At 59.2% G+C, this 20,893-nt stretch carries 18 protein-coding genes and 1 tRNA gene; 15 read left to right on the top strand and 4 right to left on the bottom strand.

Annotation, left to right across the window (positions count from 1 at the left end; all coding sequences use genetic code 11):
- Positions 1-90: 90 nt before the first annotated feature.
- Complete coding sequence (locus AD948_RS09375) at positions 91-1,701, bottom strand: S10 family peptidase (RefSeq protein WP_211264467.1); 1,611 nt, start codon at positions 1,699-1,701, stop codon at positions 91-93.
- Positions 1,702-1,816: 115 nt separating this feature from the next.
- Here AD948_RS09375 and AD948_RS09370 point away from each other — a divergent pair, with 115 nt between their 5' ends.
- Positions 1,817-2,539 carry a hypothetical protein gene (locus tag AD948_RS09370; RefSeq protein ID WP_156479002.1) on the top strand — a complete coding sequence of 241 codons (723 nt, stop codon included), beginning with the start codon at positions 1,817-1,819 and terminating at the stop codon, positions 2,537-2,539.
- Positions 2,540-2,632: 93 nt separating this feature from the next.
- Here AD948_RS09370 and AD948_RS09365 read toward each other — a convergent pair whose 3' ends face one another.
- Positions 2,633-4,399 carry a DEAD/DEAH box helicase gene (locus AD948_RS09365; protein WP_061471625.1) on the bottom strand — a complete coding sequence of 589 codons (1,767 nt, stop codon included), beginning with the start codon at positions 4,397-4,399 and terminating at the stop codon, positions 2,633-2,635.
- A gap of 115 nt (positions 4,400-4,514) precedes the next feature.
- Positions 4,515-6,446 carry a hypothetical protein gene (locus tag AD948_RS09360; RefSeq protein ID WP_061471622.1) on the bottom strand — a complete coding sequence of 644 codons (1,932 nt, stop codon included), beginning with the start codon at positions 6,444-6,446 and terminating at the stop codon, positions 4,515-4,517.
- Positions 6,447-6,601: 155 nt separating this feature from the next.
- Here AD948_RS09360 and AD948_RS09355 point away from each other — a divergent pair, with 155 nt between their 5' ends.
- From AD948_RS09355 to AD948_RS09305, 11 genes are all read left to right on the top strand, one after another.
- Complete coding sequence (locus tag AD948_RS09355; RefSeq protein WP_039904813.1) at positions 6,602-7,003, top strand: VOC family protein; 402 nt, start codon at positions 6,602-6,604, stop codon at positions 7,001-7,003.
- 73 nt (positions 7,004-7,076) lie between these two features.
- Positions 7,077-7,889, top strand: coding sequence for a diaminopimelate epimerase (gene dapF / locus AD948_RS09350; protein ID WP_006559150.1), 813 nt, complete (start codon positions 7,077-7,079; stop codon positions 7,887-7,889).
- Complete coding sequence (gene mtaB / locus AD948_RS09345; RefSeq protein ID WP_061471620.1) at positions 7,886-9,130, top strand: tRNA (N(6)-L-threonylcarbamoyladenosine(37)-C(2))-methylthiotransferase MtaB; 1,245 nt, start codon at positions 7,886-7,888, stop codon at positions 9,128-9,130. The genes dapF and mtaB overlap by 4 nt, the downstream gene beginning before the upstream one ends.
- A gap of 1 nt (position 9,131) precedes the next feature.
- Positions 9,132-10,058 (top strand): signal recognition particle-docking protein FtsY, encoded by a 927-nt coding sequence (gene ftsY / locus AD948_RS09340; RefSeq protein ID WP_035377333.1) that lies wholly within the window; start codon positions 9,132-9,134, stop codon positions 10,056-10,058.
- A 129-nt stretch (positions 10,059-10,187) separates the two neighbouring features.
- Positions 10,188-10,487, top strand: a complete 300-nt coding sequence (locus AD948_RS09335; RefSeq protein WP_006559154.1) for an AtpZ/AtpI family protein — start codon at positions 10,188-10,190, stop codon at positions 10,485-10,487.
- 55 nt (positions 10,488-10,542) lie between these two features.
- Positions 10,543-11,292: a F0F1 ATP synthase subunit A gene (locus AD948_RS09330; RefSeq protein WP_035377334.1), complete on the top strand. Its 750-nt coding sequence runs from the start codon at positions 10,543-10,545 to the stop codon at positions 11,290-11,292.
- Between the two features lie 52 nt (positions 11,293-11,344).
- Positions 11,345-11,569 (top strand): ATP synthase subunit C family protein, encoded by a 225-nt coding sequence (locus AD948_RS09325; protein WP_003624142.1) that lies wholly within the window; start codon positions 11,345-11,347, stop codon positions 11,567-11,569.
- Positions 11,570-11,607: 38 nt separating this feature from the next.
- Positions 11,608-12,198, top strand: a complete 591-nt coding sequence (locus AD948_RS09320; protein ID WP_061471617.1) for a F0F1 ATP synthase subunit B family protein — start codon at positions 11,608-11,610, stop codon at positions 12,196-12,198.
- Positions 12,199-12,231: 33 nt separating this feature from the next.
- Positions 12,232-12,726 (top strand): F0F1 ATP synthase subunit B, encoded by a 495-nt coding sequence (gene atpF, locus AD948_RS09315; protein WP_035377347.1) that lies wholly within the window; start codon positions 12,232-12,234, stop codon positions 12,724-12,726.
- Positions 12,727-12,753: 27 nt separating this feature from the next.
- Complete coding sequence (locus AD948_RS09310; protein ID WP_006559158.1) at positions 12,754-13,509, top strand: glycosyltransferase family 2 protein; 756 nt, start codon at positions 12,754-12,756, stop codon at positions 13,507-13,509.
- Positions 13,503-15,194 carry an ArnT family glycosyltransferase gene (locus AD948_RS09305; protein WP_061471615.1) on the top strand — a complete coding sequence of 564 codons (1,692 nt, stop codon included), beginning with the start codon at positions 13,503-13,505 and terminating at the stop codon, positions 15,192-15,194. The genes AD948_RS09310 and AD948_RS09305 overlap by 7 nt, the downstream gene beginning before the upstream one ends.
- Positions 15,195-16,703: 1,509 nt before the next feature.
- Here AD948_RS09305 and AD948_RS09295 read toward each other — a convergent pair.
- Positions 16,704-16,779: transfer RNA gene (locus tag AD948_RS09295), tRNA-Thr, on the bottom strand.
- Positions 16,780-16,951: 172 nt separating this feature from the next.
- Here AD948_RS09295 and AD948_RS09290 point away from each other — a divergent pair.
- Genes AD948_RS09290 through AD948_RS09280 form a run of 3 tightly spaced genes read left to right on the top strand, consistent with a single transcriptional unit; the run spans position 16,952 to position 20,854 of the window.
- On the top strand, positions 16,952-18,442 hold the full coding sequence (locus tag AD948_RS09290) for a paraquat-inducible protein A (protein ID WP_061471611.1): 1,491 nt from the start codon (positions 16,952-16,954) through the stop codon (positions 18,440-18,442).
- A gap of 44 nt (positions 18,443-18,486) precedes the next feature.
- On the top strand, positions 18,487-20,142 hold the full coding sequence (locus tag AD948_RS09285; RefSeq protein WP_050942266.1) for a PqiB family protein: 1,656 nt from the start codon (positions 18,487-18,489) through the stop codon (positions 20,140-20,142).
- A 4-nt stretch (positions 20,143-20,146) separates the two neighbouring features.
- The gene (locus AD948_RS09280) at positions 20,147-20,854 is read left to right on the top strand and encodes a PqiC family protein (RefSeq protein WP_061471609.1); all 708 of its coding nucleotides are present in this window, start codon (positions 20,147-20,149) and stop codon (positions 20,852-20,854) included.
- Positions 20,855-20,893 lie beyond the last annotated feature (39 nt).

The raw sequence follows: 20,893 nt of genomic DNA, 5'->3' as shown, positions 1-20,893 counted from the left end.
CCCTGAGCCCTGAGCCCTGAGCCCTGAGCCCTGAGCCTGAAATGTAGGCGGCACAGGGCGGTTTCCCGCGTCTGCGAGAGACAGAAATGGTCAGGGAGAGAGGAAAGCCTTTACATCCTGCGCCAGTGCGGCGCGGGTTTCCGGGCGGGTGTAGAGCATGTGCCCACCGGGATACAGGTGCAGGCCAATGCGGTTGCGCCCCACCGGAATGTGCTCCGCCACCCAGCGGGAACTGGCAAAGGGGCAGGCCAGATCATAATAGCCGTTGGCAATAAAAATGCGGAGCGTAGGGTTCAGGGCCAGCAGGCGGCGCAATACGGGAATCTGCCGCGCAATGGGTTCTCCATCGCCACGGAAATCCCATGCGCCGTTCACCTTCATGCTCAACAGGTTGTAAGACAGATCAGTGTGGAAGTTCAGCGCCGTGGCGGCGTACTGTTCAAATGCGCTTCCGTAGGCACGACCAAAACCGGCCAGAACCGGGTCCGGGCTATCACTGTTGCTCACACCTTCAGGGAAGGGATCGGCAATGGAGAGCGTGCCATCATACAGGGAATACAGGCGTCCCTCACGGCTGCGGACATCATGCGCGCCGGGGTCGGGTGCTCCGCGTTCCTTGGCGATCACATCCTGCGGTAGGCCGGTGTGGGTGGCTACGTCTTCATAAAAATCCCGGGCAGCGTCTCCTGTGGGGGGCGTGTTGATCAGCGTGGAGAGATATGCCCCCAAAGCGTAGTGATAGGCTTCATCCAACTGGTGCGCCGCGCTTTCAGGGGAGAGCTTGTGCTGCAAGGCGAGGCGGGACGCCTCATAGGATGGCAGCACGAGGGCAGATGCCAGCGGATTGGCGGCGGTATCAAGCAGGGTCATGTCCAGAGCGGGGGAGATCATGACAATGCCGTTCACCAGCAGGTTCTGCTGCTGGGCCAGTGCCTCGGCCACTTCTATGGAGCGGATGCCGCCATAGCTTTCTCCGACCAGATAGCGCGGGGAGGCCAGCCGTTTGTTGGTGCTGGCCCAAAGCTGAATGGTTTTGGCAAAGGCGCGTGCGTCCTGTTTCACGCCGTAAAAGGTCTTGTCCGCTGTTTTAGGATCAGTGGGGAGAGACCAGCCGGTGCCCGGTGCATCCAGAAACACCATGTCTGTCTGCGGTAGCCAGCTATCCGGGTTGAGAGCCAGTTTGGCGTTCGCGCCGTCAGTCGGGTTGCCGGAAGGAAAGGAGAGCATGGTCGGCCCGGCGGCCCCCAGATGCAGATACGCCGTGCCAGCGCCCGGACCACCGTTGAAGAAAAAGGAGACCGGCCGGTGGGCGGGGTCCGCGCCATCCTGCGTATAGGCCACATAGAACATGCGGGCCGTGGGCTTGCCAGCATCATCACGCAGAACCAGCGTGCCAGCCCGTGCGGTGTAGGAAATCTTGCGGCCTGCAAATGTGTCCGTGTGGTGGGTTACGGCATCATCCGGCAGCAGGGCTGCAGCCCCCTGAAAAGCGGGAGGCGTATTTTTTGCCCCCTCTGGCGCGGGTGCGGCTTCCGTCTTGGCGGCGGTTGGGGCTGCGTGGCTCAGCACGGGAGCCGTTGAAAGGCACAGCAGGGCTGCGAAGGCCACAGGCGCATGGCTTTTGCGAAAAGAGGCCCGTATGGCGCGTAAAACGGGGGAAAACATATGGTATTGATCTCCAGACACAAAGACGTCAGCCATGCCGGTGGTGCATTGCCGTGTTTAGAGGAGAGAACTGGCAATTTTTTGACAAAATTGCATGTCTAAACCTGCACAGATTTTCCTGCTGACTATCAGGAAAAAGAAAGGATTATACATGCGTTTCATTCAAAAAATTGCCGTTATAGGATTACCTCTTGCAACTGCATTGGCCTCAGTTTCCACCGCATATGCTGATCCGTGTGCAACAATAGGAACCTGTACGCAGGAACAGCTTAAACAGGGGTGGGGCAATATCCGGAATTCTGTCAAGGATGATACGCACCAATTTTCTTCTGATCTGAACAACAGCGGCAAATCCCTCAAAAATCAGGCGCGCACCAACTGGAACAACGCCAGTGAGGAAACCCGCCAGAAATGGCAGGCACAGCGTGACACGCTGAAAAACACGGAGAAAAATGCCCGCGATAGCTGGAACAATGCGGACGAGGCAACGCGCAAGAAATGGGAAGCCCAGCGCGATAGCCTGAAGCAGACCGAGCAGAACGCGCGGGATAAATGGAACAATGCCGGTCAGGAAACCCGCCAGAAATGGCAGAACAAACTGACGGACACAGAAAAGAACGCGCAGCAGAAGTGGCAGAATGCGGATGAAGCCACCCGCCAGAAATGGCAGAACAAACTGACGGACACAGAAAAGAACGCGCAGCAGAAGTGGCAGAACGCGGATGCAGCCACCCGTCAGAAATGGCAGAACAAGCTGACAAATGCACAAAACAAATGGACTAACGCGGGGGAAAATTCCCAGAAGGCATTGCAGGCGCAGAAGGATCGTTTGAATGCGGACCTGAAAGACGCCACCACTCTGCCGCAGTTCTAAGCTGCCTCTTTCATCAGGCACGACGTAAAAAGGCCCCTCCTGCAACAGGAGGGGCCTTTTTCATAGCGTCAGCCTAGCAACGCACGTGCAGGATCAGAATTCCTTGCGCTTGCGGCTGGAGGGGCCTTTGAACGGACTGCCAGCACCGCCGCCGCCCTTGCGTGGCGGGCGCTTGCCAGCACCGGCACCACCGCCACCACCGGGTTTGCCTTTGTAGCCACCACCCTGACGGGGTGCGGCTGCGGGCTCAACCGTGATTTCATCCGGATCTGTCGCAGCGGCGCAGGCCTGGAAGCGTTCGGCCTTGTCCTGTGCAATTTCCACCAGCGTGTGGTCCGGCTGGATACGGATGGCACCAATATCCTGCTTCTTGATACCGCCAAGACGGCACAGCATGGGCACCAGCCATTTGGGGTCTGCGCGGTCTTCCCGACCAACGGAGAGGCGGAACCAGGAGCCTGCTTCACGCGGGCCACGGCTGCGTTCACCGCGTTCTTCCCCATCACGGCTTCTCTCACGCGGCATCTTTTTGACAGAACCGGGGGAGAGCACCCGCACGCTGACAGGCGCAGGCAGGCTGTTCTGCCACAGGGAGATCAGAGCGGCGGCAAGCTGCTCTGGTGCGTGGCTTTCCGTCAGCTTGTTGATCAGCTCACGCGTATCGCCAGCTTCCGGCACAGGCGTGTTGAGGGCGGAAGAAGCCAGCAGGCGTTCCGTATCAGCCGTGGCAATGGCTTCCGGTGTGGGCGCGCCACTCCATTCTGCTTCCACCTTTGCGCCTTCAAGCAGGCGTTCGGCCAGACGGCGGCGGGCGGGCGGCACCAGCAGCACACAGGTTCCCTTGCGGCCCGCGCGACCGGTGCGGCCGGAGCGGTGCAGCAGGGTGGCCGGGTTGGATGGCAGGCTGGCGTGGATCACCAGGCCCAGATCCGGAATATCAATACCACGGGCAGCAACGTCTGTTGCCACGCACACACGGGCCTGACCGTGGCGCAGGCTTTCAATGGCGCGGCTCCGTTCGTTCTGGCCCAGATCACCCGAGATGGCGACGGAAGAGAATCCGCGTTCTGTCAGAATGGCCTGCAACTGCCGCACGGCTTCACGCGTGTGGCAGAACACAATGGCGGAGGGGGACTCCATCAGGCGCAGCACGTTCACAATCGCACCGGCCATGTCTGACTGGTCTGTCAGGATAGCGCGGTAGGAAATGTCCGTGTGCGGGGCGCTGCCGGTCTGGGTATCAATGCGCAGGGCATCGTTCTGGTAGCGGCGGGCCAGAGAGGCGATATCACGGGCGATGGTGGCGGAAAACAGCAGCGTGCGCCGCGTGTCCGGCATGGCTTTCAGCAGGGTTTCCAGTTCATCACGGAAGCCCAGATCCAGCATTTCATCCGCTTCATCCAGCACCACAACGCGCAGGTTGGACAGCACAAGCTGCCCGCGGGAGAGATGGTCACACAACCGGCCCGGCGTGCCGACCACAATGTGGCAGCCAGCAGAAAGCGCACGGGCTTCCTTGCGGGGTTCCATGCCGCCCACGCAGGACACAATGCGCGCGCCGGTCTGGCCATACAGCCATTCCAGTTCATTGCGCACCTGCAGGGCAAGTTCACGGGTGGGGGCAATCACAAGGGCCAGTGGCGCACCGGCGGGCGGGCAACGTCCGTTGTCGTCCAGCAGGGTGTTGGCCATGGCCAGCCCGAACGCTACGGTTTTGCCGGAGCCGGTGCGGGCTGAAACAAGAAGGTCCCGCTCTTCAGCCTCAGGCGCCAGAACGGCGGCCTGAACAGGGGTTGCGGAATCGTACCCGCGAGCAGCAAGAGCGCTCGCAAGAGAGGCGGGGGCATTCTGAAAAGGCATACGTCTTTAGGTCCAGGCAGCAAGAATGATGGGGGGATAAAGGTTCCCCGCATGAAAGACCAGAGCCTGGTCGGAGAACTTTTTGCCCTAAGCGCTTTTTTGCAAGCGTGTGGTGTTACTGGAACGGCAGGTAGCGGAAGTCCAGAAATATCTGACTCATGCTGGTATCAGGAGCACCGCCCTGACCCTTCCAAGCATCCCGGCGAGAATAGGCTAATTGGGCGCCAGCTTCAACCGTGCCGTATTTTCCTTTGAAGAAACGGTACCACGCGCCAATGGTCGCTTCCATCACGCTGCGCGTGTTGGCGGTGCAGCCCAGCGTGGACAGTTCAACCTCACACCCGGCGTTGGAATAGTTGGGGTTGCCGTAACCGTAGGAGCCATCGCCATAGTTGGAATAGCGGCGGCCAGCGGCCTGATAGCCAAAATAACCATACACATCGATCAACGGATTGGGGTGGGCGATCACCCCGCCCGTGGCCTGCACGGAGGGAATGGGCACAGGTTCACCCGTGGATTTCAGCGTGGCGTCAGGCAGCAGAACCGAGCCGTAGCGCCCAATGCCAACGCCCGCCAGCCCTGCCAGACGCACTTCCACCTTATGCGGCACCACCGGCAGCACCATGGAGCCTCCGCCGCCGCCAGCAATGGCAGTATGGTTGCGGCCCTCGCCAACAGAAGCCACCCGATCATGCGGAAAATGCAGAATTCCTTCGGCTTCGTAATGGCCCCATGATGGGTCCCACGCCACCTTGGCAATAACGTCTGGCGCAATTTCGTTGGAGAACGGGGCGTCATTGGTCAGGCCCGTGCCGTTGCTGCTGATGGTGGCTGTCTTGCCATTGGGCAGCGTGACGGCCCCGGCATTATCGGTAAAGCCGGTTGTGTCATACAGCGTGGCGGAGTTTTCGATGGACAGCCCCAGCCACAGGCGATGCTGGAGAAAATCCTTCACGAACCGGAACTGAAGCTGCCGCGCCCATGTCTGGCCCGCCAGCATGGACGATTCGATGGTTTCCGGCAGACTTTCCTGACGTGGGATAATCCCGATCCGGCCCGGCGTGAGCATGCTCCACGCCTGCCCGGCCAGAAAGTGGAAATTGAGGTCACTGTTATCATACGCCAGATAAAGCTGGCGCATGCGGAAGGCGTAGCTGTTGCTTTCATACGCATCCGTGGTGTCCGCACCGGCGCCAAAATCCATTTCATAGAAGCCGGAAATGGTGGAGTGGGCATCCACGTTCCCGCGCGCCATGAGCGAGATACGGCTGTAACGGGCGCTGCCTTCAAAATTGTTGGTGTGGTACCGGGACTCGTTCGGGTAGGGCATGGCCTGCCAGTAGTTGAACGTGCCAGAGGCGATGTGCCGGTTTTCCAGCACGGTGGAGGCATCCAGAAAGCCACCCAGAATCAGGGTGACAGGCCCCATATGGAACACGCCATGGTCACCCAGCGCACCAGCCGCCTGTGCGCCTGCGGTTTCACGCGCATGCGGGCCAACGCCGTTTTCTGCAATGCGGGAGATAATATCTTCCGCGCGGTGGCCAATAACGGCGTCCACTTCCGGCTTTTCGTTCGCGCCTGAGAACACGGGCTGAATGGAGCCATCGCTGGCATGACGCACGCCATGGCCTGCATGCGTGTCCATGGCGGTGGTGGTGTCTCCGCCAAAGCTGATGCCGGTTTCAGGCTCGCCGGAGTGGAGGGTGTTTTCCGTGCCGGGGGCGGTGGCTGCATTCCGGGCTGTCAGCACATGGTGGCCGCTGGTGGTGGGGGTGCCTGCCTTGCTGCCATGCGTCAGCGCCGCGCGGTGGGCGGCAATCTGCTTTTGCATGCTCAGCATGGTCTTCTGCAATTCCCGCTGCTCGGCCTGAATACGCGCCATCTGGCGTTCCAGAGCATCAAGCGAGGCACTTTCATCATCCGCTGCGTGCGCCAGGCTGGTCCAGGGACCAACAGCCGTGCCGGATGCCAGAACAGTACCGACAAACAGCCAATTACGCACGCGCCGCAAAGTTGTGGGCGACAGAAAACGGAGTGAAAGCATAATGTTCAAGATAATCCGGGTAAGGGTGATTTATTCAGCAGACCTTATTTCTTCTAACGCCCCGTAAAGAGCACAGCATTTAAAAAATAATTTCAGGAAGATCAGATCGTGCATTATGACATCTACAGAATTTCCTGCTGAAAAGGATGAATATCGTGGCAAAAATGATCCATTCCATGCTCCGCGTTCTGGATGAAGCGCGCTCGCTTGCGTTTTATGAGGAAGCACTGGGCCTGAAGGTTGCCGACCGCGTGGTGTTTGACAGTTTCACGTTGATCTATCTGGCAAATGCGGAACAGACGTTTGAACTGGAACTGACCATCAACCACGGCCGCAAGGAGGCCTATGCACTGGGTGACGGCTATGGCCATCTGGCCGTGTCCGTGGAGGATCTGGCGTCCGAACACGCGCGGATGGAAGAAGCAGGATTTACCATCACGCCCATCAAGACCCTTGAAAATAATGGCCGGACGATCGGCACGTTTTTCTTCCTGACAGACCCGGATGGCTATAAGATAGAAGTGCTTCAGCGGGGCGCGCCGGGGCGTTTCCTGTAATTCCAGCAGGCCAGAAGACAGCCGTTCCCTTACGGAATGGCATTGGCGGCCAATCTCGCTTATAAGGCGGCGAATGTTGACCTCCTTCCACAAGATGCACGGCCTTGGGAATGACTTTGTCATTCTTGATGAACGTGCTGGCCATCTGCCGCTCACCCCCGTTCGGATTGCTGCGCTTGCGCACCGCCGCCGGGGGATCGGGTGTGATCAGTTGGTCACGCTGCGCCCTGCCTGTGCGGAAGGGGCGGATGTGTTCGTGCGTTTTTTCAACCCGGATGGATCAGAGGCCGGAGCGTGTGGCAATGCCTCTCGCTGTGTGGCTGATCTGATCTGGCGGGAGACAGGAAACCGCACGCCCGTTCTGCAAACCCGTGCCGGGCGTCTGCCCGCCAGCATTGCGGAAGATGGTCTGGTGACTGTGGATATGGGGCAACCCCGCACGGACTGGCAGCAGGTACCGCTGGCCGAAGCGATGGAAACACTCAGCCTGCCCTTGGCGGGGCATCCTGCGGCCCTATCTATGGGTAACCCTCACGCAACGTTTTTTGTGGATGATTTTTCGATGCTCAGCCAGGGTTCCGCGCTTGAGCATGACCCGCTCTTTCCAGACCGTGCCAATATCGGGTTTGCCGTCATTCAGGGGCCGTCCCGCATGCGCCTGAAAGTGCATGAACGCGGCGCAGGCGTGACAGAAGCCTGCGGCTCCGGAGCGTGTGCCGCTGTGGTGAACGCTGTGCGCCGCGGCTTGGTGGAGCGCGTGTGTGAAGTGGAACTGGATGGCGGCCTTCTGCGCATTGAATGGGCCGCCAACAACCATGTGCTCATGACAGGTTCCGCCACTACAGCGTTTGAAGGGACGGTGGACCTCGCCGCCTATCCCTCATGACCCAACCTGAAATTCTGACGTTCGGCTGCCGCCTGAACACGTGGGAAAGCGAGGTCATGCGTGAGCATGCTGCCGCGCTGGATGATGTGATCATTGTCAACACCTGCGCCGTGACAGGCGAGGCGGAGCGGCAGGCGCGCCAAGCCATTCGCCGTGCCCATCGGGACAAGCCAAACGCCCGCATTGTCGTGACAGGGTGCGCGGCCCAGATTGACCCGGACCGCTGGGCCGGGCTGCCGGGCGTGACCCGCGTTCTGGGGAACGAGGAAAAGCTGAAGGCCGAAAGCTGGTCTCCCGCTGCTATGAACGAGGCCCGCGCGGTGTCGGACATCATGGCCGCCAAGGAAACTGCTGCTCATCTGGTCACGGAATTTTCCGGGCGTACGCGCGCTTTTGTGCAGGTGCAGCAGGGGTGTGACCATCGGTGCACGTTCTGCATCATTCCCTTCGGGCGTGGGCCGTCCCGTTCCGCCCCGGTGGGGGTGGTTGTGGAGCAGGTGCGCGCGCTGGTCGAATCGGGCTACCGCGAAGTGGTGCTGACGGGCGTGGACATGACAAGCTGGGGGGGAGACCTTCCGGGCACGCCCTCACTGGGGCAGTTGTGCCGCCGGGTGCTGGCGCTGGTGCCGCAGCTTGAGCGCCTGCGTCTGTCCTCCGTGGACCCGGTGGAAATTGACGAGGACATCTGGCGGCTGCTGGAGCATGAACCCCGCTTCATGCCGTATCTGCACCTGTCCTTGCAGGCGGGTTCGGACCTGATCCTCAAGCGCATGAAGCGGCGGCATCTGGCGGAAGATGCGGCCAGGGTGATTGCCCGCGCCCGCGCCCTGCGCCCGGATATTGGGATAGGCGCGGACGTGATTGCCGGATTCCCGACCGAAGATGCCACTTTGTTTGAGGAAACACGCGCGTTTCTGGCGCAGCAGGGCGTGCCGTATCTGCATGTGTTCCCCTATAGCGAGCGCCCCGGCACACCGGCGGCGCGGATGCGGGCTGTGCCCGTGCCCGAACGCAAGGCCCGCGCCGCGCAACTGCGCGCGGTAGGGGCAGAATCGGCCCAGCGGTATTTTGAGAGGCTTGTCGGGCAGGAATTGCGGGTGTTGATGGAAACGCCCACATCCGGCCACAGCGAGCAGTTTGCTCCGGTGCGTCTGGCACAGGGCGAAGCAGAGGTTGGCGAGATTATCAGCCTGCGGGCCACCACGGTGGATGAAACCGGCCTGCTGGCGGAAAGGGTTTGAGATGGCGCTAGGTTTTTTTTCACGCCTCAAGCAGGGGCTTTCCCGCTCTACGCAGAAGCTGGGCGGGGGGCTTACCTCGGTTTTCACCAAGCGCAAGCTTGATGAAGAAGCGCTGGAGGAACTGGAAGAACTGCTGATTACGGCTGATCTGGGACCGAACGTGGCGGAGCGGATTATTGAATCCTTCCGCAGTTCACGCTTTGGCACAGAAGTGACGGATGAAGAGATTCGCTCTGCCCTTGCTGAGGAAATTGCCCAGATTCTGGAACCTGTAGCTGTTCCTTTTGAACCAGACCCGGCCCACAAACCGCATGTTGTGCTGGTGGTGGGCGTAAATGGCACCGGCAAAACCACCACCATTGGCAAAATGGCCCGCTTTTTTACCCAGGAAGGAAAAAAAGTGATGATGGTGGCCGGAGACACCTTCCGCGCCGCCGCTGTTGAGCAGTTGCAGGTATGGGGGGAGCGCACGGGCTGCCCCGTTATTGCAGGGCCACCAAATTGTGATGCGGCAGGGCTGGCGTTTGAAGCCCTGAAGCGCGGCAAGGCCGAGGGGGCCGATCTGCTGTTTATTGATACGGCAGGGCGGTTGCACAACAAGGGCGCGCTGATGGAGGAACTTGCCAAAGTTATCCGCGTTATGCGCAAGTTTGATGAAACCGCACCCCACACGGTTCTGCTGGTTCTGGATGCCACAACAGGTCAGAACGCCATGGAACAGGTGCGCGTGTTCCGTGAACTGGTGAATGTGACGGGCCTTGTTGTCACCAAGCTGGATGGGTCGGCCCGTGGTGGCATTGTGGTGGCGCTGGCAGATAGTTTTGGCCTGCCCGTGCATGCTGTGGGGGTAGGGGAACAGGCGGAGGATCTGCGCCCGTTTTCCGCGCAGGATTATGCAAGAGGTCTGGTCGGGCTGCCGGAGGCCTGAAAAAAAGTGTCAGAAATGCCGCTTTTTTGCACGAAGTGATGGATTTTCCCGTGAGTGCTGGTGATGCTTCCTTGACAGGCAATAGCTGCCCCGTTAGCAAGCGCCTGCACCCCTCTGGAGGTGCGAAGAATGGGTGAAGAAAGCGACGAGTCTTTTGCCAAGCGGCTTGAAGCGGCGGAACGCCGGTCCGGGCTGAATGAAAAAGACGAAAAAGCCACTGCGGCTGAACGGGATGAACAATCCCTTCCCGCGTTGGCCCTGCGTGCAGGGACGGAAATGATCTCCGCCCTGATTGTAGGGGTTGCTATTGGTTGGGGGCTGGACCGTTGGTTCCATACCCGTGCCATCTTCCTGATCTTCTTCGCGCTGCTGGGCGGGAGCGCAGGAGTGCTGAATGTCTGGCGGTTGGTCAAACCACCCCAGGCCTGAAACAGAAGGCTGAAAGTCCGGCGCAGTCCGGGCGCAGTGGAGTAGGAGAACGGTTTTGGCGGGCGGTTCCGGTATCGACGTACTTGGTCAGTTCGAGCTTCGTCCCGTTCTTGGCGGGCTTGGTGAGGCACTGCGCTTCAGTCAGTCTCCCCTTTACATGCTTCTGGCGGTTTGCCTGGTTCTGGCGTTCCTGTATTTCGGCATGCGTCCGGCTGCCGTGGTGCCTGGTCGTTTTCAGGCCGCAGCGGAAGTCTGCTACGAATTCATCCGGAATATGGCGGTTGATACAATCGGGCCTGAAGGTGCTGCCTTCTTCCCGTTCATCTTCACGCTGTTCTTCTTCATTCTGGCCGGGAACTATATCGGCCTGCTGCCTTTCTCCTTCACCTTCACCAGCCACATTGCCGTAACCCTCGGGTTGGCACTGATGGTTTTTGTGCTGACGGTGATTGTGTCCCTCAAGGTGCAGGGTTTCCGCTTCTTTGCGCACTTCATGCCGGCTGGTGCCAGCATGGCGCTCGCGCCGCTGCTGATCCCGATTGAAATCCTGTCCTTTCTCTCTCGCCCCGTGAGCCTGTCCATCCGACTGTTTGCCAACATGGTCGCCGGGCATGTCATGTTTGATATTTTCGCAAGCTTTGTCATCATGCTCGCCGGTTTTGGCGTGGTGGGTGATGTGTTTGCGATCGGGCCCATTGCCATTAACATGGCGCTGGTGGCTCTTGAGTTGCTTGTTGGTGTGCTGCAGGCCTATGTGTTTGCCATCCTGACGTGCATCTACCTGCGGGAGGCCGTGGCTCACTGAGCTGCTTTGCCCGTTTCGTTTGAACTGTACTTGAAACAAGGAAGTGACTGATATGGACATCGCTGCAGCCCGGGAAATCGGTGCAGGTATCGCCGTGATCGCCCTCGCCGGCGTTGGTATCGGCCTCGGCAACATCTTTTCAACGCTGGTGAGCAGCATTGCTCGTAACCCCGCATCTCGCCCGCACGTGTTCGGTCTGGGCATGCTGGGCTTCGCGCTGACAGAAGCTATCGCGCTGTTCGCTCTGCTGATCGCGTTCCTGATCCTCTTCGTCTGATAAACGGCAGGAAAAAGGGAGAAGTTCCTGTGGGTGTCATGATGAAGACTGTTCGTGCCGGTTTGCTCGCTGCGGTATCCGGCGTGTCTCTTCTGGCCATGGCGGCACCTGGTGCCTACGCCGCAGGGATGCCTCAGCTTGATTTTCACAATCCCCTGGTTACCGGTCAGGTAATCTGGGGTGCGGTGATCTTTCTGGGTTTTTACCTGGTGCTCAGCCGGGTCATGCTGCCCCGCGTGGGTCGCGTTCTGGAAGACCGGAGCACACGTATTTCGAGTGATCTCGAAGTTGCGCGCGCCGCCAAACAGGATGCGGACAAGGCAGTTGCCGAACTTCAGCAGGCCCGTAAGGATGCTCTGGCTGAAGCACAGGCCAATCTGCAGAAGGCGCTGGATGAAGAACAGCGTGCCTCCGAGCAGAAAATGCAAGAAATCAATGCACGCCTTGCATCAGAAATTTCTGATGCGGAACAGCGTGTTGCTGCCGAAAAGGTGCGGGCTTTTGCTGCACTGAAGGATATCGCGGCTGATACCACCCAGGCGCTTGTAACCCGCCTGACCGGTTCCGCTGCCGCTGCCGCTTTGGTGGCGCAGAAGGTTGAAGGTGCTTCCGCGCACCGGACGCTCTGACCAGCTTCGAGAGGAATATTCATCATGAATGGCATTTTTCACGAAGCAGGTTTCTGGTTCGCCGTTTCCTTCGTTCTCTTCTTTGTCTTTTTCGGTCGCAAGCTGTGGGCGCCTATTACGGCGATTCTTGACAGCCGTGCTGCCCGGATCCGTGAAGAACTGGATGAAGCAGCCCGTCTGCGGCGTGAAGCCGAGCAGATGCTGGAAGATGCCACGCGTGAGCGTGAGCAGGCTCTGGTTGAAGCCAGAACGGTTGTTGAACAGTCTCGCAAGCATGCAGCCGATGCGGCAGAAAAAGCCCGTGCTGAAGCTGAAGAAGCTGTGAAACGTCACGAACAGATGGCACGTGACCGCATTGCCGCTGTTGAGCGGGAAGCTGTTAAAGAAGTGCGTCAGGCTGCTATTGATGTTGCGGTTGAAGCGAGCCGTAGCGTTATCAGCCAGTCTCTGGATGCACAGAAGGCTGAAACACTGGTCGATCAGGCCATTGAAAATCTGCCGGCCGCTCTGGCGCGCCAGGCGGCCTGAGTTCAGCCCCGTGCTGATTGATCAGGTTTGAACGCGCCTTCTTCTTTCCGGGGTGATGCCGCCCCGGTTTTGAGCATTGTTATCGCTGTTCTTGATGAACGCGATAACCTGCCTTTTGTGTGTAAGGAACTGGCGGAAGCCTGCCAGAGCCTTCCCCCCTCAGAAATTGTGTTTGTTGATGATGGGAGCCGTGATGACACGGTTGCCGTTCTTCAACGCATGCGCGCGGACTGTCTACCCAATCTGCGTGTGTTGTCTCATGACCATCGGTGTGGAAAATCCGCTGCCCTGCGCACAGGCATTACCGCCGCGCGGGGGGAATGGATCGCCACTATTGATGGGGATGGGCAGGATGATCCGCGTGAACTGGAAGCCCTGTTGCGGTTGGCCCGTTCCGCCAACGGCACGCCGCCTCTGGTGGTAGGGGTGAGAACCCGCCGCAAGGATGGTTGGTCCCGCCGGTTCGCGACCCGCTTCGCCAACGGCCTGCGTCGTCGTCTTCTGCGGGATGATTGCCCGGATACCGGGGCCCCTATCAAGCTGTTTCAGCGTGACGCTTTTCTGCGTCTGCCCCAGTTTGAAGGTCTGCATCGGTTTCTTCCGGCGCTGTTCGGGTCTTACGGTGTGCCGCTGGTGTGTCATCCGGTCACGCATCGGCCCCGGCTGCATGGTCAGTCCAAATATACCAATTTCAACCGCGCCCTTGTCGGCATCCGTGATCTGCTGGGTGTGATATGGCTGCGCAACCGTACCAGGTTACCAAAATCGGTTCGTGAATGCTGACATTTCGCTCGGGCGCTCAACGCCTTTCGGGGCGGGCGCTGGCGCTGCTGGGTCTGTTCGCGTTTCTGATTTTTCTGCCCGGGCGTGCCTCTACTCCCCCGTTTGACCGTGATGAGCCGCGCTATATGGAAGCGACGGCGCAAATGCTGGAAAGCGGCAATTTTGTTGATGTCCGTTTTCAGGACAAGCCGCGCTACCTCCAGCCCGCAGGTATCTATTGGTTGGAGGCTGCGGCGGTAGCGGCCTCTGGCACCCTGCATGATCGTGCGGTCTGGCCGTATCGGGTCCCCTCACTTCTGGCGATGACAGCCTCCGTGGTGCTGACCGCTTGGATGGGGTCCGTACTGTTCGGTGCGCCCGCTGGGGTCGGGGCGGCGGTCCTGCTCATGACATCGGTGCTGGTGACGGCCGAAAACCGCATGGGCACCATTGATTCCTGCCTGCTGCTCACGGTTCTGTTGGCCCAGACAGCCCTGCTGCGTGCCTTCTGTGATCGTGAAAGCCAGCGTCCGACGCCTTGGCAGACCTCTGTTCTATTCTGGGCGGCTATTGGCTGCGGGCTGATGCTCAAAGGCCCGGTTATTCTCATTCCCTCGCTGGGCACGCCGCTTGCTCTGGCTTGGGTGGAGCGGAACCTGAGTCTGTGGCGGCGCCTGCGTCCCTCATGGGGGTGGCTGATCTCTCTGGCTCTGCTGTTGCCGTGGTGCGTGGCCATTGGTGTGGTGAGCCACGGCGAGTTTTTCCGCAATGCAGTGGGCACCAATTTTCTGGGCAAGGTTTCTTCTGGTCAGCAGGCCCACGGCTTGCCGCCGGGGTATCACCTGCTGGTTTTCCTTATTGCTTTCTGGCCGGGATCTTTCTTTGTGGCGGCGGTATTGCCCGCCATCTGGCAGAACCGCCATCTCAGCACAGTCCGTTATCTGTTATGTTGGATTGTGCCACATTGGCTGGTGTTTGAAGCGATCGCCACCAAACTGCCCCACTATGTGCTGCCAACCTATCCCGCCATCGCCATTCTGACAGCGGGTATGCTGACGCGTGGCGCATCAGTCTGGACAGGCTGGCCAAAGGCGCTGTGGGGCCGTGTGTTGCTGGCGGTTTATGGTTGTGCATGGGTGCTGGTGGGCGTGGCACTTTCCGTCGCCGGGCCAATTCTGCTCTGGACACTTGAACATACCCTATCGCCCGCTGCTCTGGTGCTGGCCGGTGGCTGCCTGCCTCTGGTGGGTCTTTCCGCTGCGCTGATCTGGCGGTCTGAGCTGCGGAAGGCCCTTCTGACCAGCGCGGTCTGCGCGTTGCTGCTCTATACGGGGTTGTTTCTCGTTGTTGTGCCCCGGTTGCACAGCATCTGGCTGGCCCCGCGGCTGACCAGTCTGGTGCATCAATATCAACCGTGCCCCACAACGGATGTGGCGTCTGTTTCCTTCTCCGAGCCCAGTCTGGTGTTTCTGCTTGGTGGCAAGGTCAAACTTGTGGGGGCCCAACAGGCTGCCACCATGATGCTGGCCAATCGGGCCTGCACGGTGGCGCTGGTTGATGAACGTGATCGCGCAGCCTTTATGGCGGCTTTGGGCGATGCCCGGAGTGCGGTTGTCTCCCATGGTGCGGTGTCTGGCCTGAATTATTCCAATGGGCATCACCTAACCATCAGCCTTTACAGCCTTTCCGCCAAAGAAACGCCCTAAAGCGTCAGGCTTTCTGCCCAGTCTTGGGGCCAGCCCCTACCGCCGCTTTCCATGCTCTTATCGTCTGTCAGCCATGCCTGAGGGAACCGTACCCTCGCAGACTCATTAAGACCCTGAAGTGAAGGAAAGGAGGGTGTCATGATCAGTGTTGCAGGAATGACCGCTCTTGGGTTTGTGGTGAGTCTGGCCATAGCCAAGGCGGCTGACATGGCTGCTGCTGCATGGTTCACAGGATCTCTGCACCGTTTGTAACGGACGAAATACGCCCGAAGACCAAGGTAAGGTGTCGTCCGAAAAAAGTATGAGAGAGCCTGCGCGGCTCTGAGAGCCTCTCACATGGGCCAGCAACGATTGCGTTAGTGGTGCCCTGATGGGCGTAGCAGCCCCATAAAAAAACAAACACCATCGTTTGTGCCGTTTCCCGTTGTTTAAAGCGGGATGAGAGACTGCTTGAGATAGAAACCGCCTGAAAAAGCAGTCCTTGTGATGGCAGGAGGGGCGGTATGTGAGGCCTGAAATGCGCGGGGCACGGACTGCGCCGCCCATCAGGGGAAAAACATCCTTTTCAGCCCGCAAAAGACCCAGCGAGCCGACCTGACAGAGGCCTCAAAGCATCTTCCGAAGCCAAATAGCCTTTTAGAAACAGATCCCGAGCGTGCAGGCGCCAGAAGGTTCCGGGGCGAGGGCTATGGTCACGGCAACAAGGAGGAAGGCGACTGCAAACAGAGCGCAGGTTCCGATTGCCAGTATCTTCATTCTGTATCGTCCTTCCATAATCTAACGTTGGCATCACCGGCTGTAGTGATGCTGGTGCACACGCGCCTGCCGAGGGCAGTCAAATGAGTGCTACCGGGCGCAGAATGCGGTTTTGCGCTGGCAGACACCATAGGGGCGAGAGTGAAGCTGGCAGTATCGGCGCGTTCTACACGCTTGCCTGCCAGACCACTCCCGCTATCCGGCATTCTGCCGAGCCCAAATAGTATTCTGTGACAAAATTCGTGGCTTCAGGGGCAGATTTGGCACAGACAGATAACCATGTCACCCGATGGCAAAAAGAGGTGACTTAAGACGGCGGACCAAAGCCCTTTATAGGCTCACAGCGCGCGCGTGTAATGCGGTGCAGTCGTGAAGGGTGGCAGCGGTGGCACCGGGATGAGCCGCAAAATCATGCCGGTTAATATCGATGCTTCCTGTGGCGCTTAATATAGTGAGTGTCGTGGCGCTCTCAGCCGCCTTATGCGTCTTTCTCGCAGTAGAACGAGGCGTGATTTCTGGCTGACAGGCTGACAGGCTGGCAGAAGGAAGGCCCAAAACTCTATTGCGACCGTGAACGCCTGAACCTGACCATACCCAGATTTCAGACACAGTTTTTGGCCGTGTGAAAACAAGCTGACACAGCAGGAAGCGATAAATTTGTGGGAAATTTGGATGCTACGCCAGGCGCAAAGCCGAAAGCGAAGACTATAACTTCAGTCCTTTGCCAAAACTGACAAAAATCGAAGGAAAACATGGTGCCCGCTGGCGGATTCGAACCACCGGCCCCATCATTACGAATGACGTGCTCTACCAACTGAGCTAAGCGGGCATATTTTATTTTCGAACGGCTGGGTATCATAGCGTCTGGGGAAACGCAACGGGGAAAACAGGAAAAATGGCAGGACCATTGCCTGAACGCTGCGTTCCTGTAGGGGCCGCATGGCTGCAATCTGGTGTTCTGGCTATTACGTGGCGCGTTTTTTCGTTCTAAGGTGACTGTTATGAACGTGTCACATTTTACAGCCCTGCTGCGGGAGGCGGTTACGCCTGTGCAGGACTCCCCTGTGGATGAAACCCGGCACGTTCATCTTGTGCATGGTGTGGTGGAATGTCCGTGCTGCGGGCTGTTCCAGAAGCTGCCGCCGCTCAAACCCGGCACACAGGCGCGCTGCCTGCGGTGCAATCAGTCCCTTGACCGGCGCAATCGCACAGCCCCCATAGCCACGCCGCTGGCATTTTGCATCAGTTCAGCCGCCCTGTATCTGGCCATGCTGTTTTCCACGCTCATGATGCTGGATCTGTACGGGCGGCAACGTACGGTGGATATCATTACCGGCCCCATAGAACTTCTGCATGAAGGATGGGGCGAGGTCGGTGTGCTGGTGGCCATTGTCACCATTCTGGCCCCCGGCGTGGTGATTGCCATGATGGGCATGATCCTGACGGCGGCCCTGCGCCCCACTCTGCCATCCTGGGTGCCCCATTTGCTGAAATGGTATGAGGTGCTGCGCCCGTGGTCCATGGTGGAAGTTTATATTCTGGGTGTGTTTGTGGCCTACACCAAGCTGGTGGATCTGGCGTTTGTGGAAGTGGGCGCGGCTGTCTATCTGGTGGCGTCTCTTATGGTCACCATGGCCGCAACGGATGCCACGCTGGATACGGAACTGATCTGGCAACAGCGCAAGATTGATCCGTGCATGCGCACCATGGACGGCAAGCGCCTGCGGCTGCAGGCTGTCTCGGCCGAGGAAGGGGCGCTTGCACCGTCTGACAGCCGTGTTTCTTGCCTGGCCTGCGGGGTGGTGCTGGAGTTTGATCATCCCGTCAGTGCGACCCAGCCCGTTGGTTTCTGCCCCCGTTGTGGGCATGTGGTGCGCAAGCGCAAGCGTGATAGCCTCTCCCGCACGGTGGCGTTGCTGGTTTCTGCCATTGTGTTCTATCTGCCCGCCAATATCTATCCGGTCATGACCGTGATACGGATGGGGGCAGGCACCGGCCATACCATTGTAGAAGGCGCAATAGAGCTGTGGACCGATGGCATGATCCCGCTCTCGCTTCTGGTGTTGTTCGCCAGTGTGACGGTGCCGGTGCTCAAGGTGATCGGGCTGATTGTCATGGTGGTGGCGACACACCGGCATTCAACCAGGGGCCTTGTGCTGCGGTCCAAACTTTACCGAATTATTGACATTGTTGGCCGCTGGTCGATGATTGATGTGTTCATGGTGTCTATTCTTGTGGCGGTTGTACGGTTCAGCCACATGGCCAGCATTACGGCAAATGGCGGCATGGTGTGTTTTGCCGCCGTTGTGGTGCTGACAATTTTTGCCGTTCACACATTTGACCCCAGGCTTATGTGGGACGCGGTTGAAAAAAAGAAGGCCGTACAGTCTGCCAGCCCGCAGGACCGCACCGGATCTGATCTGCCCGATCAGGCCGGAGGGCGGAACCACGCGGTGGCGTATTTGGGTAATATGGAGCCGGACAGGGCGTGAACGGACAGAACTCTCATCAGTCTCCTCAGGATAACGATGGCATCATGCCAGATGCCGTGGTGCGTCGTATCCGGTTTTCCATCATCTGGATCATTCCGGTCATTTCCGTGCTGATTGCCGGTTTTCTGGTCTGGCGCAGCTTTGCCAATAATGGGCCGGAAATTACCGTCATGTTTGATACGGCGGATGGCCTGACCAGCGGGCAGACGCAGGTCAAGAACAAGGCTGTGGTGCTGGGCACCGTGCAGGGCATTTCCCTGACGGATGATCTGCGCCACGTGCTGGTGCGTATCCGCATGAACGCGGGCACCAGCAACATGCTGACGGACAAAGCACGCTTCTGGGTGGTGCGGCCACGTATCAACGGGGCCAGTGTCACCGGGTTGGAAACGCTGATGTCTGGCGCCTATATTGCCTTTGACCCCGGCCTTGAAGGTCAGGATGTGGGCAATGCGCGGCGCATGACCAGCTTTCAGGGGCTGGAAGCGCCTCCGGGGGTTCGTTCAGATCAGCCGGGCCGCACCTATACACTTATTGCGCCGTCCATCGGGTCCATCGGGCAGGGGGCTCCGGTCTTCTTCCGTGATGTGGATGTGGGGGAAGTGCTGGGCTACACCATGCCACCCGGCGGGCGCGGGCCTATCCTGATCCAGCTTTTCGTGCGGGAACCGTATGATCACTATCTTTATACGGATACCCGTTTCTGGAACGTTTCCGGCGTGCAGGTTGGGTTCGGCGCTGGTGGCCTGAAGGTTCAGTTGCAGTCCTTGCAGGCGCTGTTCTCAGGTGGTGTGGCCTTTGGCCTGCCGCACGATGAAAACCATGGCCAGAAAGATGAAGCGCCAGCGGATACAGTGTTCAAGCTGTATGACAGCAAGGCAGATGCGGACAGCGCGGGCTATCATGAACGCGTGCCGCTGGCCACTTATGTCACCTCCTCCGTCAAGGGGCTGGCTCCGGGCAGTCAGGTGGCCATGTTTGGCATCCAGATCGGCAACGTGACGAGCGTGAAGCTTGATCTGGACGAGAAAGCCGGTCACCCGCGGGTGCGCATTGGTATGGAAATTCAGCCGGAGCGTGTTCTGGCGGCGGAGGACATCCACCACGGCGCTTTGACAGACATGTTCAAGACACTGGTGGCCAATGGTCTGCGCGCCTCAACGGACAGCGTGAGCCTGCTGACAGGCGAGAGCATGATCTCGCTGAATTTTGTGAAGAACCCCAGCCCGGCCACCACCAGCATGGAAGGGCCGTCTCTGGTTATTCCAAGTCAGCCCGGCGGGATGGATGGCATCATGGAGTCTCTCTCCACCGTGGCGTCGCGTCTCTCGGCCATGCCGTTTGAGCAGATTGGCGTGAATGCCAACAACCTGCTGGCCCATGCGGATCAGACCCTGACCAGCCCGGATGTGAAGCAGTCTCTTACCAGTCTGAAAGAGTCCATGAAGAACCTTCAGGCCATGAGCGCGCAGATGCGCAGTGGCATGGGCCCGCTGATGCAACGTCTGCCAGAAATGACCAACCAGCTTGATCAGACCCTGCAGAACGCCAACCGCCTGCTGGCAAGCTATGGCGGGAACAGTGATTTCCATCGCTCCCTGCAAAAAATGGTCCTTCAGCTCGGTCAGGCCGCACGCTCGCTTCGCTTCCTGTCAGACTTCCTGACCAACCATCCTACTGCCCTGATCTCCGGACGGTAACGCCATGACAAAATCATCTCTTGCGCAGCCCATGCAGGCTCTCTCCTCCCGCCGCAGTGTGCTGCTGGGGGCCGTGGGGCTCGGGGTTATGGCAACCACGCTCACAGCCTGCTCAAGCGGCAACCCGACGCTGTACACCCTCTCTGTGGTGCCGGGGCAGCCCATGCCGGGTGGCCCTCGCTATGTTGAGGTGCGCCAGCCGAGCATTGCGTCCGGGCTCGATCGGGACAGGATTGTCACGCAGGATACCGGCTACAAGCTGACCGTGGCATCTGCCGATGCGTGGGGCGATTCCCTTGGGGGCCAGATCAGCCGCACGCTGGCCGGAGATCTTGCGCAACGTCTGCCGGGGTCTGCCGTGTTCGCGGAAAATGATGCCGCCGCCACGGAACCTGATGCCTATGTGGACCTCTCCGTAACCCGGTTTTCACAAGGGCCTTCCGGCAAAGCGGAAATTGAAGCCTCTCTGTCCGTGCAGCCCGCTGTGGCGGGTGCGCCCAGCGGCAATGCGCAGCTTTATCTGCAACGGATTCAGGTGCAGGGAGACAGCGTAACAGGCACCATGCCGCTGGTGCAGGCGCTTAGCCAGCTTCTGGGGCAGGTGGCTGATATTGCAGCCACTCAACTCCGTATGATGCCTCCTGCACCCTCTGCTACTTCCGGTTCAGAGGCTGGCAGGAGCCATACTGGCCCTGCGGCAAGCCAGCGTTAAGTAAGGCTGCGTGTAAAAGGCTCAAACGCCGTTTCCAGG

The sequence above is a fragment of the Acetobacter senegalensis genome, from assembly GCF_001580995.1.
GTDB lineage: Bacteria > Pseudomonadota > Alphaproteobacteria > Acetobacterales > Acetobacteraceae > Acetobacter > Acetobacter senegalensis.
Note: the sequence above shows the minus strand (reverse complement) of the source record. Positions and strands in the feature narration are given on the sequence as shown.